Raw genomic sequence first — 16759 nt, 5'->3', positions numbered from 1 at the left:
GGCACTCCCATTCATAATCGTCAAATCTAGCCTATCTCTGACGCAGTGAGACTAGGCAACCTTTATATAATAACCTTACTCAGGGACGGAGCTAGCAGTTCTACCTGCCAATTTCGTGCTCCCTGTAAGGTTAAAAACTCTGCAATATCGTTCGGCGTATACGCAATATCGTCGCGCCAGCATAAATTACGCACATATTGTGGTTTCATTAGCACTTCTACAGGCGTACGCGTATCTTGACTAACCTGACCGATCAGTTCCTTCACGCGATGCAATCTCGCATAGCGTTCCGGGTGATGTTCACGCCAATATTTCATAGACCGAGGCGCTGAATTTCCTGGTTTTTCAACAGGCTGGGTTAGTTCACGAATCTCAGCATATTTCGTTTCAAGTGCACGCCCAATAGCTTCTTTCCATACTTGTGGTTTTATTTGGCGCTGCACTGATGCATAACGCTCGAACATTTTTTCGCGTTCATCGCCCGTGCGAATACGCACACGTTCATTGAGCAAACGAATTGCTTTGAACTGTTTAGAATTGCGCGGTTTCCGTTGAGCAGCAACAATAATAGCCTCATCGCTGAGCAAGAGATTAGGAGCGATATCGAGCTGTTGTGCATAGTGTTCGCGAGTCATCCATAGTTCGCGTACAACTGCCAGCGAGCGAACGTCACCTCGCAGGTCGGTTATATGCGAAACGCGACGCCACGGTTGCGGATGCACAGCTTTCTCCTCTAAACCATGCTGACGCAAATGCTCAAAGTCTTCTAAAGCCCACTGCCACTTACCGGTCTTTTTTAGCTCCGCAGTCAAAGCATTATCTAGCTCAATAAGCACTTCTACATCTAAAGCAGCATAATTGCGTAAATCACGGTTCAGTGGTCGGTAAGACCAATCTGCAGCCGAATGTTCTTTCGCTAAAGTTAGACCTAAATAATGTTCTGTAATTGCTGACAAACCGAAACGTTTTCGTCCTAATAATCGTGCTGCATGTTCCGTATCGAAAACAGCGTCTATCTGCAAACCATTGGCTACAAAAGCAGGAATATCTTGCTCGCAGTCGTGAATAATCCACGCAGCACCTTGTACTGCTCGATTAAAAGCATTCCAATCCACACGCTGTTCATCCAAAGCTATAGGATCGAGCAACGCAATGGGCGCACCAGAACGCTTAAATTGAATAAGATAATTGCCTTTAAAATAACGGAAACTCGAGGCACGTTCCGCGTCTGCAGCTAAAGGACCAGACGCTGCGGTATAGGCGTGCACAAAAGTATCAAATTGCTGCCGGGTGTTAATAACCTCAGGAACTCCCCCAGCTGGTTCGGCAAGTAATTGAATATCTGTGCTACTTAAGCTCATAATAGGCATGAGTTTAGCACTGTACGAGTAAAACGTGCAGACATGTGATTAGTACACTTTAAAACCATGATTTTCAAACTGCTCTTTAACACGTGTGCGCAAAGCTACTGAAGGACCTTTTGCATCTTCTAGTGGATAAGGAATACGCATTTCATGCCATTTTGGGCGACCAAGCTGATGGAATCCTAACACATCAATATGTTCAACAGCATCGCCAAATTCTTCACATATACGAGCAACCTGTTCCACGTTTTCGTAATCATCGGTTAAGCCGGGAACGAGCACGAAACGTACCCAGATTTTCTTACCATGATCTGCTAAACGTTTACCGAACTCAATAGTTGGCGTGAGAGTTCCACCTGTTACCTTTTTATAGGTTTCTTCGTTTCCTGATTTCACATCGAGCAAACATAAATCAATGTCGTCAATCTGTTCGTCTGAATAGTTACGGCCTAAAAAGCCTGACGTATCTAAACAGGTGTGCACACCCATTTCTCTCGCTGCGCGGAAAACACGCGAAACGAAAGCCGGCTGCATCATAGATTCTCCACCAGAGAAGGTTATGCCTCCTCCTGTAGCTTTGAAAAGATCCTTGTAGCGGTCAACTTTTTTAATCATATCGTCTAAATACACTGGCTGACCGTCACGCATTTTCCACGTATCAGGATTCTGGCAGTACTGGCAACGTAAAGGACATCCGCTCATAAAAACGGTCATGCGTGTGCCTGGCCCATCAACAGAAGTATTGATATCCCAAGAATGTACGAAACCAATATCACCGCTTTTTAATGCTTGCAGACGATCGCGGCGATCTAAACCTACTGGAGATTCAAAACCAGAAAGACCGCCCATCAGTGTTTGGCGAGCATACTCCTTCGATTCACGAAGCATATGTGCTGTTGTGCTACGAAAGGCTGCCATGCTAGTCTCCTTTGACTATATTGTGCTCAAAGCTATTACTCAAAGTTACCGTGTTGATTATATAAAAGGGCGAGGTAGAAACACCCCGCCCTTGCATATTTTCTTATTTTTTAGTCAGACACGGCGCCTGCGTGGAAGGTACGAGAAATAACATCGAGCTGCTGTTCCTTAGTGAGCTTCACGAAGTTTACAGCATAACCAGATACACGCACAGTCAAATGTGGGTACTTATCTGGATTCTCTACTGCATCTTCGAGCTGTTCCTTACGCAGAACATTGATGTTTGCATGATACAAACCATGACCATTACCTGCGTCGAGAATGCCTACAAGGTTGCCGATACGCTCGTCCTCATCACGACCCAAACCATCAGGAGTGATGGTATTGGTCAGAGAGATACCATCAAGAGCATCATCGTAGTCAATCTTTCCAACAGAGAACATGGAAGGCAACATACCATGGGAATCCATACCATTCTCTGGGTTTGCACCTGGGGAGAATGGGGTGCCCTTCTTATGACCAGATGGGAAGGAACCAGTGTTCTTACCATATTCCACATTAGAGGTGATGGTCAGAATGGACTGGGTTGGAACTGCACCACGGTATACAGGTAGGCGACGAACCTGACCCATAACAGTGGATACAACCCACTTTGCCAAGTCATCTGCACGATCATCATCGTTACCGTATACTGGGAATTCACCTTCAGTACGGAAGTTCACGATAAGATCGTCTGGAGCGCCTTCTACATATTCTGGAGTGCCCTGAGCATCCTTGTTGTAGATTGGGAAGACCTTTGCGTACTTCACTGCTGCCAAGGAGTCGGCTGCAATAGACAAACCGGACATACCGCAGCCGAGGGTACGGTACACCTCCTTGTCGTGCAGAGCCATTTCGATGGACTCGTATGCATACTTATCGTGCATGTAGTGAATGATGTTCAAAGCTTCAACATAAGTTTCAGACAACCATTCGAGAGCCTTCTCGTAGTTTGCACGAACGGACTCGAAGTTGAGGGAACCATCTTCATTGAACTTGACTGGCTCGATAACACCGGAGTCGATAACGCGCATACCGGTCATCTCGTCGCGACCATCGTTCAAAGCATAAAGGAATGCCTTTGCAGTATTTACGCGAGCTGCGAAGAACTGCATCTGCTTACCTACACGCATTGGGGATACGCAGCATGCGATTGCTGCATCGTCGCCCCAGTGAGAACGAATATCCTTATCGGATTCGTACTGGATTGCGGAGGTGTCGATGGAGATACGAGCACAGAAACGCTTGTAGCCTTCTGGAAGCTTTGGATCCCAGAAAATAGTGATGTTTGGTTCTGGACCAGGTCCGAGGTGCTCCAAAGTCAAAGTATTGAGCAGACGGAAAGAGGTCTTGGTTACCAAAGTACGACCATCATCGCCGAAACCTGCATCTGACCATGTTGCCCAGTACGGATCGCCGGAGAAGATATTGTCGTAATCCTTAGTACGCAAGAAGCGTACGATACGAAGCTTCATAACGATGTTATCGATGATTTCCTGAGCTTCGGTTTCGGTAAGGATACCGCGCTTGAAATCACGCTCGAAGTATGCATCGAAGAAGCCGGACAAACGACCGATGGACATTGCTGCACCATCCTGACTCTTAATAGATGCCAAGTAGCCCATGTAGGTCCACTGTACTGCTTCCTTAGCGTTCATAGCTGGACGACCCAAGTCCAAACCATATTCGTTACCAAGAACAATGAGCTTCTTCAAAGCCTTAATTTGCTCATCGTGCTCTTCGCGGAAGCGAATCCAGTGCTCAATTTCGGTTTCAGTGAAGTCGTTGCGGTAAGGAACCGAATCCTTGTCACGCTTCTTGAACTCAATCAAAGTGTTTACACCGTACAATGCTACACGACGGTAGTCACCGATAATACGACCGCGACCGTATGCATCTGGCAAACCTGTGAGAATCTTTGCGTGACGTGCGCGCTTAATACGAGGTGTGTATACGCCGAATACGCCATCGTTGTGTGTCTTGCGGTACTTAGTGAAGATCTTCTTGATTTCTGGATCTGGTTCCTTACCAGCTTCCTTAATAGCCTGCTCAACCATGCGCCAACCGCCGTTAGGCATCATGGCACGCTTACATGGAACGTCTGTCTGAAGACCAACAACAACATCGTCTTGATCATCGATGTATCCTGCTGGGAATGCGTCGATATCTGCTGGCGTGTGAGTGTCTACATCGTATACACGCTGCTTACGTTCTACTGCGAGGTACTCGTCGTCGAGCTTCTTCCACAAATGCTTAGTCTTATCAGTTGCATCTGCAAGGAAGGATTCGTCACCTTCATATGGGGTATAGTTCTTCTGAATGAAGTCGCGTACATCGATGTCGGACTTCCAATTACCGTCTACAAAGCCTTCCCAAGCTTGTGCCTGGAGTTCTTCAACGGAAATAGCATTAGCTTCTACAGCTGCCATTATTTCTCCTTGTGGTCGCATCTACGGCGATGTATATGTTCAACGCCGAACACTATCCATTTTAGACTGCGTAATCAGAAAAAAATACCATTTTCGCGTGATCTTGCTCACATTTGCATAGTCACGCGAAAGAAAATATAGTAACGGTACTAACAGCGAATATACGTATTTTATTCGCGGAAAGCGCTGGTAACAGGCAGACGACGGTCGCGACCGAAAGCTAAAGCCGTAACTTTTGGACCGAGAGGATATTGACGTCGTTTCCATTCTGCACGGTCTACCAAACGCATGACTGTATCAACAGTTTTTTCATCAAAACCATCGGCAAGTAAGTCTGCACGACCATGAGCTTTCTCGATATAGGCTTCGAGCACGGCATCAAGAAGCTCATATTCTGGTAGCGAATCTGAATCTTTCTGACCTGGGCGTAGCTCCGCACTTGGAGGCTTAATAATAGAATTTTCTGGAATTGGTGGCACTTCACCATGCTGCAGCGCCCATGCATTACGCCAACGCGACAGCTGCCATACGCGCGTCTTCAACACATCCTTAATCGGCGCATATCCCCCCACTGCGTCACCATAAATAGTCGAATATCCACACGCGCACTCCGACTTATTTCCCGTGGCCAGTGCCAGCAGCCCATGCGCATTCGAATACGCCATCACAATAACACCACGCAGCCTAGCTTGCAGGTTCTCTTGGGCAACACCGTCCAAATGAAGTTGCTGTTGATAAGCATCGAACAATGGCTCAATCGGCTGAGTTTCATAGTGCGCACCAATATTTTCGGCTAACACCGCAGCATCATCTTTGGAACCATCCGACGAATACATACTTGGCATAGAAATACCCCATACGTTTTCGCCACCGCAAGCATCTGCCGCCATAGCAGCCACTAAGGCGGAGTCAATACCGCCCGACAAACCGAGCACTACCCCGCTAAAACCTGTTTTGCACATATAGTCACGCAAACCCAACACACAAGCACGATACATTTTCTCGTCAGAGTCCATCTGTTCTGCCATGCTATCGCAACTGCTTGAACCATCAGCGCGCAGAGTCCACACAGCAAAATCCTCATCGAATTGCTGCAGACGAGCTAAAACTTCCCCAGACTCGTTGACAACAAAACTTCCACCATCAAAAACCAAGTCATCTTGCCCACCCACTTGATTGACGTACATAACCGGTGCATGCACCTCGCGAGCGCGCTGAACACACAAGTCATAGCGTGTGTGATCTTTATTTTCTTCGAATGGTGAGCCATTAATGGTGATGAGCACATCAAGGCGAGCATCCTTTAATTGCGATGCGGGACCGTTGTCTTGCCAAATATCCTCACAGATTGCGAAGCCCGCGCGGTATCCATCGATATCGATGACGAGATTATTGTGTCCTGGTGTGAAAATACGGAATTCGTCGAAAACTCCGTAATTTGGCAGGAACTGTTTATCGTAAGAGTAGGCAATGCGCCCCTTGTGAAGAACGAGCAGGCTGTTAGTTGGGTGTTCGCCTGTTGGAGATGCGCCTGTTGGGCGCGCGATTGTCGTATGCTCACTTGTCCTAGGCTCGCCTGTCGGAGACGCGCTTGTGTCCACCAACTTGTAAGCACCTCGCTCTTCCTTGTGAACGCTTCCCACCGTTCCTATAACCACGTATAGGTCGCCATAACCGCTCTCCTCTAAACGCTTAGCGAGCGCGTTTACTGCATTGTCTGATGCTCGGCGGAATGTGGCACGTAAAGCGAGATCTTCAATAGGGTAACCAGTAATCGTCATCTCTGGGAATACAACAACACGCGCTCCCTGTTCATATGCACGCTGAGCACCGTGCATAATTTTCTCGCAGTTTGACTGTATATCGCCTACGCTTGTATTGATTTGTGCCATGGCAATAGGTAATTGTACTGTTTGTGTCATTGTTCTTCTTCCTGCCTGAGTTGGGTGGTTGTGTAGGTTTGATTTTATTACGTCGGTTTACGATTTAAGATACCACTAAGAGAGCTCTAAAAGTCCGCTAAGAGCTGTAAGAGAGCTACTTGTTTGTTTCAGCTTGATTGTTTGTACTCTTGTTATTACTCTGATTGGTCTCCGATACGGTTTTTTCGTCCACTGTAGTTTCTTTGTCCTTGTGCTCGGTTCGCGCTGACTGACTCTGACGAGACTATTTATCTACGCTCTTCACATCACTACTATTGCGCGCTTGAGTATTAGCGCTGTGTCCGTCACCATTATGCGCGTCGCTTCTCTTACTCGAAGTATTGCTACTGTTCCCATCACCACTGTGCGCATGACTGCTCTTGTTTCCGTGCAATATAGCGCGAATACGTTCCATACGGGAGCCTACTTCACGTTCATACCCGCGGTCTGTGGGATGGTAATATTCTCGTCCACGTAATTCTTCTGGTAAGTATTCTTGAGTGGCGACTGCTCCTGGCACATCATGCGCATAAATATAGCCTTTGTGATTGCCAAATTCTTCCATAAGCTTGGTTGGTGCGTTACGTAAATGTAGAGGCACTTCGCCGATGCGTCCTGCTTTCACGTCAGCGAGTGCGGCGTTGATGGCATTGTAACTAGCATTCGATTTGGGAGCTGTTGCTACAGCGAGAACTGCTTCGCCCAAAATAATTCGTGCTTCAGGCATGCCGACAAGAGCTACTGCTTGAGCGGCTGCTACGGTTACTTGCAATATTTGAGGTGCAGCCATTCCCACTTCTTCTGCGGCAGCGATCATAATGCGTCGAGCAATGAAACGTGGGTCTTCTCCAGCGGTAAGCATGCGTGCCAGATAATGCAATGCTGCATCAGGGTCGGATCCGCGCATGGATTTAATGAAAGCGCTGGCTACATCGTAGTGATTGTCTCCTGTTTTGTCGTAGCGCAATTGTGCTACATCGAGCACGGAGCTAATAACCTGCGGATCGACTACTGGGCGACGCTCTCCTTTTTCGCGTTGCCGCTCTATGGCTACTGAACCGGCTGCTGCTTCTAGGATAGTAAGAGATTTGCGCGCGTCTCCGCCTGCCAGACGTGCGATATCTGCAATAGCTTGTTCGGTTACTCGTATTTCGTTATTAAGACCATCAGGCGCTTCGATAGCACGCTGTATAACGTTTTTGATGTCGTTTTCTGTGAGCGCGTTGAGTTTGACGACTACTGACCGCGAGATGAGCGGAGAGATAATAGAAAAGCTTGGATTTTCTGTGGTTGCAGCGATGAAAGTGATGTCACGATTCTCGACGCTCGGTAAGAGAGCATCCTGCTGCGATTTAGAGAAGCGATGAACCTCGTCGATGAATAGAACGGTTTCTTGATGTGTGGTAACCAGGCGTTCATGCGCGCGCTTAAGCACTTCCCTAATATCTTTGACTCCGGAAGTGACTGCTGAGAGTTCTTCGAAAGCTCGACCTGATTGTTGCGCCACAATGTAGGCTAATGTGGTTTTGCCTACTCCGGGAGGTCCGAACAGAATAATGGAGGTGGGAGCTGTTCTCGATTGTGTGACTGGCGCTGCCACGCGGCGTAGTGGAGATCCGGCACCGAGAACATGATCTTGTCCAATAACGTCGTCGAGAATTGTGGGGCGCATGCGCACGGCGAGGGGGCGCACAAGAGTCTCATCAGCTGATGCTGCTGAAAATAAATCATCCATATTAGTCTCCCCACGCAGGTAAATCTTCAATCACATTCACATCGTAGCTTTCGAAGACCACGTCTCCTTGTTCACGTGTGGAATCAAGGTCAACAATACCGTCTATCGCCCAATCATAGTCGCCCTCGATGTCGCACAGAATCTGACGCACATGCCATCGATGATGTGTTTTTTCCTGTTTATCATCAATCATAAAGAACTTTGATGAACGTGCATCAGCAGTAGTCAGCAAGCCATCATGCTCATCATAGAAATCATCTAAAGCATCTTCCCATTCATGCACAGGCATTCCCCAAGCACTATCTAATTCCCCCAGAGCGGACGCATCATCGAGATCTATATACTGCACTCGCTTAAATAAAGCGTTACGCACAAGAGTAGTCAAGCCTTTCTTATGCGCGGCAATAACATCTATAACTGGTGGAGTCGTCTGCGTGTCTTCGTTCTTTTCTTGAGTTAATCCTGCAGCAGCTTCCCATTCATCCACCAAAGACGAATCAACACTGCGAATAACCACATCCAACCAGTCAATAATAGTATCTAACTGTTCGTCTCTTTTATCGCGCGGAACGGTACGGCTTAATGCTCGATAAGCGTCAGACAGATAGCGCAACAAAGTTCCTTCACTGCGCGCTAAGCCCATCGACGATGTGTACTCACTAAATGAGCTAGCTGTCTCTAACATATTGCGCACAACCGATTTACACTGCAAAGAATAATCAGCTGCCCACGGAACATCTGTGCAATACCGCAAGAAAGCAGGAACAAGCAGATCTTTTAATGGTTGCGGATACGTAATCTCCTGCAAACGATCCATACGCTCGTCATACTCTAAGCCTTCATCTTTCATAACTCGTATAGCCTCGTCACGTGCTCTACGTTCTTGCACACGTAACACAGCAAACGGGTTCTCCAAAGTCGCCTCTACAGCAGAGACAACGTCAAGCGCATATGAATCAGACTCAGGGTCAAGTAACTCTAAAGCAGCAATAAGGAACGGAGATAACGGCTGATCCAATGCCAAATCTTCTGGCATATCAATCGTTAACGTATAATCCATAGACCCATCATCTAACTCCCATTTCTCCACAATATGAGAGTCAAAGAGAGTGCGGAAAATCTCGGCAGCACGTTCACGCAGTTTATTCTGCTCCTCAGCTCCCACCTGAGATTTTTTAATAAGATTCACCACTCGCGCCCACGCATCTCCTCCATGAGAAATAACATTAAGCACCATGGAATGAGTAATCTGCATATGCGGTACAAGAACTTCAGGCTGCGATTCAATAAGCTTCGTAAAGGTTGCTTCCGTCCAATTCACGAAACCCTCAGGAGCCTTTTTCTTCTTGACTTTTTTAAGCTTCTTAGGATCATTACCCGCCTTAGCTAGAGCCTTCGCATTTTCAATCTCATGTTCAGGAGCAAGAGCAATAACTAATCCTTCAGAATCAAAACCGCTTCGTCCAGCTCGACCAGCAATCTGATGGAATTCACGCGTCCGCAAACGACGCTGCTTAAAACCGTCATATTTGGTCAACATAGTAAATACAACGGTATGAATAGGCACATTAATACCTACGCCCAACGTATCAGTACCGCAGATAACAGGAAGTAAACCATCTTGAGCAAGGTTTTCTACTAAACGACGGTAACGCGGTAACATGCCTGCATGATGAACACCAACACCAGTAAGCAGTAAACGCTTCAAAGTTTTCCCAAAAACAGTAGTAAAGCGCGTATCTCGTAAAGCTTCTTTGATTTTATCGCGCTGTTCACGTGTCGAAACGCCCAGATTAGCTAACTGTTGAGCGGTTTCCACAGCAGCTTCTTGAGCAAAATGCACCACATAAACCGGACCATGACCTTGCTGAATCTGTGTGCTAATCACACTGTGCACATCGTCGAGAACATATCCATACTGTAAAGGAACGGGACGCTCAACACTTGAAATAATGCTAACTTCTCGACCGCTCGTCTCCTCCAAAGACTGCGCAATCTTGTCGGTATCGCCTAAAGTGGCGCTCATAAGCACAAATTGTGTGTGAGGCAAAGTAATGAGCGGAACTTGCCACGCCCAGCCGCGGTGAGGATCAGCATAAAAATGGAATTCATCCACTGCTACGCAACTCACATCTGCACGCTCGCCCTCACGTAAAGCTTGGTTGGCGAGAATTTCAGCAGTACAACACACAACCAGAGCTTGAGAATTTATTTGAGAATCCCCAGTAATCATGCCTACATTGTGTGCGCCAAAAACAGATACGAGCTCAAAGAATTTCTCCGATACGAGGGCTTTCAAAGGAGCCGTATAGTAGGAACGCTTCTGCTGCGCTAAAGCCACAAAATGCATTCCTAACGCAATTAAAGATTTACCTGAGCCTGTGGGCGTGTTGACGATGGCATGATGACCCGACAAGATCACCAGTAAGGATTCTTCTTGATGAGACCATAAATCCACCCCACGAGCGTTGCGCGCCCATAAGACGAAAATATCGTAGAGAACAGAAGCATCAATATCGCTACCGTTGTCTATCTGCTCCTGCACTATCTGTGCCGCATAGCCTAAACTTGCGGGACGTTGCGTCCATTCAGTTGTGCTGAGCAATTCGTCTACAGTCATGAGATTTCTTTCATCCTTATGCGCTCTGCATGTGCGCAGCACGCCATCGAGTTATGTTCTCTCCCCCCCCCATGATTGTAGCGCAGCTGTTCTAGAACAAGCATATGTATGATGCATGGTGTTGTTCATATTTTATGAACGCGCCGTGCATTCCATGCTCCATAGTGAGTCTGCAGTACTATGCCATGAAGATGCGATGAATCCAAGTATTAGCCAAAGCAATAAGCAAAAGCACATTAATACCGTAGATTATTCGTGACAGCAAGAGGTAATCTTTACTGCGCAGACTGCGCGATAACCATAATCCCCACACAGATGAACATACAAGTCCAATATTAATCACGATGCGCATAACAGTATTTTTCACATCGAAAAACATCAGAGGACCGAAAAATAACGCGGCTGTTACTACTGTCCATAAAACAGTAAAAATAATCAGAGAATTAATCTTTTCCATTTTCCTCTCCTTTGAGGCTCCAGATAGACGAGATTTCCGGGCGATAGAAAATCAATTAATTCTTTAAGAGTACTCAAAACAAACATGTGTGTACATACTGCAGTGCAGTATGTACACACATAAATTCGTCTAAGAATAAGAGTTTATGTTTTATTCTTCGTCCTCATCAGGATTGTAATCTACGCCTGTTTCAGCGCGCTGTTCCTCAGAGATAGGAGCTGGAGCACCAGTTAATGGATCGGTACCGCCACCTGCCTTAGGGAAAGCAATAACGTCGCGAATAGAATCTTCGCCAGCCAAAATAGATGCGCAACGATCCCAACCGAAAGCAATACCTGCGTGTGGTGGAGCACCATACTTGAATGCTTCGAGCAGGAAGCCAAACTTGTCGTTCGCTTCTTCTTCGCTAATACCCAAAACGTTAAGCACACGGTCTTGAATATCATCGCGATGAATACGAACAGAGCCGCCACCAATTTCATTACCATTGCACACAATGTCGTAAGAATCAGACATAGCGTTACCTGGATCCTTATCGAAAGTATCCAACCAATCTGCACTTGGCATGGTAAATGGGTGATGTACCGATGTCCACTTGGAATGACCAACTGCCACATCGTCATCATCGGCATCTACTGGCTTGAACAATGGGAAGTCCACAACCCACGTAAAAGCGAACTCATCCTTCTTCAAAATACCTTCGCGTTTAGCAATCTCAACGCGAGCAGCACCGAGAAGAGTCTGAGATGCTTCACGAGCACCTGCGGCGAAGAATACAGCGTCACCGTCTTGTGCACCAGTAGCTGCCTTCAATCCTGCACGCTCTTCATCAGACAGGTTCTTTGCCACAGGACCCTTCAGTTCGCCGTCAACACCAAACTGAACATAAGCTAAGCCCTTAGCACCACGCTGACGAGCCCATTCTTGCCAGCCATCAAACTGTCGGCGAGGCAAATCAGCAGCACCGGAATATACTACTGCACCCACATAGTCTGCTTGGAATACGCGGAATGGAGTGTTCTTAAAGTAGTCAGTCAGTTCCACAATCTCATTGCCGAAACGTAAGTCTGGCTTATCGGAACCGTACTTATCCATCGCATCTTTGTAGCTAATACGGTTGAATGGAATCTGAATATCGTGACCTGCCGCAGCCCACACATCCTTTAACACACGCTCAGCCATAGCAATCACGTCTTCTTGACCAACGAAAGCCATTTCCATATCGAGCTGAGTGAATTCAGGCTGACGGTCTGCACGGAAGTCTTCATCGCGATAGCAACGAGCCAACTGGTAGTAACGCTCAATACCAGAGACCATAAGTAGCTGCTTAAGCAATTGTGGAGACTGTGGCAAAGCGTACCATGAGCCTGGATTCAAGCGCGAAGGCACGAGGAAGTCTCGAGCACCTTCTGGAGTGGACTTAATAAAGGTTGGAGTTTCCACCTCAGTAAAGCCCATCTCATCCAAAACAGCGCGAGCAGCCTTAGACATAGCAGAACGCATCAGAAGATTGTTATGCATCTGAGGACGACGTAAATCCAAATAGCGATACTTCAAACGCACTTCATCACTAGGAAGCTGCGTTTCAGACTCATTTTCCAAAGAAGTAGACACCTGGAAAGGAAGTGCTGCAGACTTAGCAAGAATATCGATAGTGTCAGCAACAATTTCTACCTTACCTGTGGATAAGTGATCGTTTTCGTTACCTTCTGGACGCAAACGCACAACACCAGTAACAGAAACAACGAATTCGCTACGCAATGGGCGTGCCATATCTTCGTCATTGATCACAACCTGCACTAAACCAGAGGCATCGCGCAAATCAATAAAAGCTACACCGCCGTGATCACGACGACGATCAACCCAACCAGAAATGGTAACGGTGGAGCCAATAAGTTCTTCAGTTACATCATGAGCATGATGTGTTCTATACGCTGTCTGAGACACTTTTTTCCTCATTTATGCTAGTAATTTTCAGGGGTAAGAATATCAAAACCGCTCTACAAGAAGCCAAATCACACAGACCATCTACGAGCTATATATAGCTTCAAACCGAGCAAAACAGCAGACGGCTATGGACTTGCAGAAGATTAAGTGCAGACACACCATATCTGTATGCCTGCACTCCCCTGTTTATATCAGTTTGTATCAGCTGTTTCGGTATGCGCTTTTAGTCAGCGTTCTTCACCTCAACATGACGCTTAGCAAACTCCTCTTGCGGCGCCCACACAGACGCATCAGCAGGAATCTGCTCACCAGTAATAATATTTTTAACTTCTTCAGCAGTATTCTCGCCATTATCGTCAAGCGTCGAAGGAATCCATACATACGGAATACCCAACTTATCGGCGTACTTAATCTGCTTACCAAGTTTTGCAGCGGTTGGAGCTACATCGGTTGCAATACCGCGAGAACGCAAAGCGCGGGCAATAGCGTTTGACTGTGCACGATGTTCTTCATCCCATACGGCTACCAAGACGGCTGCTGGAGAAATACGAGATGCACTAGCCTGAGCAGACCCCAACATGTGTGAAACTAAACGTGACAAACCAATAGACAAACCCACACCTGGATAAGTCTTCTTACCCTGCGTAGCCAAATTATCGTAACGACCACCCGAGCAGACAGAACCTAAGGAAGACACGCCCTCTAAGAAGGTTTCATATACAGAGCCAGTGTAATAATCCAAACCGCGGGCAATCTTCAAATCAGCAATAACTGCACCAGGACGGATAGCGGCTGCTTCATCAACAATCATGCCCAGAGTATTCAGACCATCGAGAGCCAAAGCGTATGCCTCTCCATCTTTATCTACACCTTGAGCTTCGCACAAAGCATCAAACTTTTCACGCAACTCGCTACCATTGGCAGCGCTCAGTTCAGCCAACTGCAAGCATGCGGCAGCTTGGTCTGCTGATGCTCCACACTCTTCTTGTAGCAGACGCGATACTTCATCGGCACCAATCTTGTCGAGCTTATCAATTTCGCGCAATACGCCTTCAATATCGGTTAAACCAACACCGCGGTAGAAGCCTTCAGACAGCTTACGATTATTCGCATGAACCGTTGCCTTTGGCAAACCATAAGCACGCAACTGTTCAAGAGCTTCCACCATAATCAGTGGAACATCCACCTCATAGTGGCTTGGCAAATCGCCATTACCCACCACGTCGATATCTGCCTGAACAAACTCACGGAAACGACCTTCTTGAGGACGTTCACCACGCCACACCTTCTGAATCTGCCAGCGCTTGAAAGGAAAAGCGATTGCTCCCGAATTTTCAACCACATATCGAGACAGAGGAACAGTTAAATCGAAATGCAAACCGAGACGTTCCTCAACAGGCTCGTCATTCTCGTTGCCGAGATCTTGCAAACGTGACAACAAGTAAATTTCCTTACTTGTTTCGCCTTTTTTCAACAAACTTGAGCCTTTTTCCACGGCACGAGTTTCAATCCCCAAGAAACCGTGAAGCTCAAATATCGAACGAAGAGTGTCCATAACCTGCTGTTCTACAACACGTTCTTGTGGAAGCCACTCTGGAAAACCTGATAATGATGCACCTTTAGCCATAACTCCTTATAATAGGTTAGGTCACGGAAAATATTAGATTTTCCCCCTGCTTACTGAAGAGGAGTGCATATGTCTCAAGACGCATCCACCACATCCGAAAACGCATCCGCAACCCCTGCAACACCAGCAGATTTCGCTGCTAAGGCTAAGCCTGTAGCTCCTGCGGCGTCCGCGACGACGCACAGCGCAACTGTGTATGGTGAAGCAGAATTAGAAAAAGCAAAGACTTTTGGTCGCGTCGCTGAGGACGGCACTGTTTTTGTTTCCGAGAACAATACTGAACGCGAAATTGGCCAGTACACCAATGCAAACAGCGATGAAGCACTCTCCCTCTATGCACGTCGCTACCTCGATCTTAAAGCAAAGATTGATCACGCTCGCGCTCGCTTTGAGTCTCACACTATTAAGACTCGTGAGATTGACGAAACTTTGAAATCTCTAGCTGAAGAGATTACTCAGCCTGCTGTTGTGGGCGATATTCCTGCTTTGTGCGCTGACGTCGAGGAATTGAAGTCTTTGGGCGAAGCAGCAAAGGAGAAGATTGCTCAAGCTCATGCTCAGGCTGTGAAAGTTTCAGTAGAAAAGCGTACCGCTATTGTTGAAGAAGCTGAAGCTCTTGCAGCTTCTCTCGGCGATTCGACCAATTGGCGCAATACAAGTGAGAAGTTCTCGGAATTATTCGCCAAGTGGCAGTATGTCCAGAAGCATTCAGCTCGAATTGAAAAGTCTGTAGCTGATGAATTGTGGGGACGTTTCTCCAAGGCACGTAGCACTTTTAACATTCAGCACCGCAAGTGGGTTGCCGCTCGTGACGCTGCTCGAAATTCTGCTCGTGAAGCCAAGCAGAACATTATTGCGCAGGCAGAAGAGCTGAAAAATTCTACTGAGTGGGGTGAAACTTCTCACAAATTCAACCAGTTAATGAATGACTGGAAGAAGGCTGGACGTGTGGGTCGCACTGAAGACGACAACTTGTGGAAGCAGTTCCGTGCTGCTGCAGATGTTTTCTTTGATGCACGTCAGGCAGATCGCGACCGTTTGAACGATTCTGAGAAAGAAAATCTGGCTGCTAAGGAAGCTTTGCTTGCCAAGGCTGAAGCTCTTGTACCAGTTGCAGACTTAAAGGCTGCGAAGGCAGCTCGTGCAGCATTAGGTAAGATTCAAGACGAATGGGATGCGATTGGTCGCGTTCCTCGCACTGATTTGGGTCGCATTGAAGCTCGTTTGGATGCTGTGGAAAAGCAGATTAAGACCGTCGAAGAGAGCGAATGGAACCGTACCGATCCTGAAGCTCATGCTCGTAAGTCATCTTTCACAGCTCAGTTGGAAGCTCAATTAGCAGATCTGGACGAGCGTATTGCTGCCGAAACTGATGATGCTAAGCGTTCTCAGTTGCAGGCTGAGCGCGATACTAAGGCTCAGTGGTTGAACGCAGTACAGTAAGCCTTAGGTCTGATTAATGAAGGTTTGGGTTTTGAATCCGAACCTTCATTTTTTTATTGGGTCTTCGGACTAAGCGGTGTTGTGCTTTGATTAGCTGGTTTCATCGGATTTTATAGCGGGGTTTTTGAGGTTGCAGGTGCGTGGCTTGTAGCTGTTATGCGCAATCAGGCTTCAAAACACGGTAAATTCGAAGTGCTCTTACTCTCACACATTCTGCTTAACCTATTAACACACCTGTTATGCCAGTTTTGATGCACA

10 protein-coding genes are annotated in these 16759 nt (G+C 47.0%); 1 reads left to right on the top strand and 9 read right to left on the bottom strand.

Translation table 11 applies throughout. The features are described 5' to 3' along the window. Positions 1-62: 62 nt before the first annotated feature. From HMPREF2909_RS04715 to hisS, 9 genes are all read right to left on the bottom strand, one after another. Positions 63-1364 carry an HRDC domain-containing protein gene (locus tag HMPREF2909_RS04715; protein WP_373604536.1) on the bottom strand — a complete coding sequence of 434 codons (1302 nt, stop codon included), beginning with the start codon at positions 1362-1364 and terminating at the stop codon, positions 63-65. A gap of 45 nt (positions 1365-1409) precedes the next feature. Further along, a complete protein-coding gene (gene pflA, locus HMPREF2909_RS04710; RefSeq protein ID WP_071415413.1) occupies positions 1410-2282 on the bottom strand; it encodes a pyruvate formate-lyase-activating protein in 873 nt (290 codons plus the stop codon). A gap of 110 nt (positions 2283-2392) precedes the next feature. Beyond that, entirely contained in the window at positions 2393-4750 is a 2358-nt protein-coding gene (gene pflB, locus HMPREF2909_RS04705; RefSeq protein ID WP_071415412.1) for a formate C-acetyltransferase, read from the bottom strand. A gap of 170 nt (positions 4751-4920) precedes the next feature. Beyond that, positions 4921-6672, bottom strand: a complete 1752-nt coding sequence (locus HMPREF2909_RS04700) for an NAD+ synthase (protein WP_071415411.1) — start codon at positions 6670-6672, stop codon at positions 4921-4923. 244 nt (positions 6673-6916) lie between these two features. Further along, positions 6917-8407, bottom strand: a complete 1491-nt coding sequence (locus HMPREF2909_RS04695) for a replication-associated recombination protein A (protein WP_084797260.1) — start codon at positions 8405-8407, stop codon at positions 6917-6919. 1 nt (position 8408) lies between these two features. Next, positions 8409-11027, bottom strand: coding sequence for a DEAD/DEAH box helicase (locus HMPREF2909_RS04690; RefSeq protein ID WP_071415410.1), 2619 nt, complete (start codon positions 11025-11027; stop codon positions 8409-8411). 178 nt (positions 11028-11205) lie between these two features. Continuing rightward, positions 11206-11484, bottom strand: coding sequence for a hypothetical protein (locus HMPREF2909_RS04685; protein ID WP_071415409.1), 279 nt, complete (start codon positions 11482-11484; stop codon positions 11206-11208). 150 nt (positions 11485-11634) lie between these two features. Continuing rightward, on the bottom strand, positions 11635-13431 hold the full coding sequence (gene aspS / locus HMPREF2909_RS04680) for an aspartate--tRNA ligase (RefSeq protein ID WP_071415408.1): 1797 nt from the start codon (positions 13429-13431) through the stop codon (positions 11635-11637). Between the two features lie 223 nt (positions 13432-13654). Further along, positions 13655-15058, bottom strand: coding sequence for a histidine--tRNA ligase (gene hisS / locus HMPREF2909_RS04675; RefSeq protein ID WP_071415407.1), 1404 nt, complete (start codon positions 15056-15058; stop codon positions 13655-13657). A 69-nt stretch (positions 15059-15127) separates the two neighbouring features. Between hisS and HMPREF2909_RS04670 the strand changes: the two genes are divergently transcribed. Then, positions 15128-16501 carry a DUF349 domain-containing protein gene (locus tag HMPREF2909_RS04670; protein WP_071415406.1) on the top strand — a complete coding sequence of 458 codons (1374 nt, stop codon included), beginning with the start codon at positions 15128-15130 and terminating at the stop codon, positions 16499-16501. The last annotated feature ends 258 nt before the right edge of the window (positions 16502-16759 follow it).

This window comes from Alloscardovia sp. HMSC034E08 (assembly GCF_001813415.1).
GTDB classification, from domain to species: domain Bacteria; phylum Actinomycetota; class Actinomycetes; order Actinomycetales; family Bifidobacteriaceae; genus Alloscardovia; species Alloscardovia omnicolens.
The sequence above is the reverse complement of the archived record's forward strand: the minus strand, read 5'-3'. Positions and strand labels throughout refer to the sequence as shown.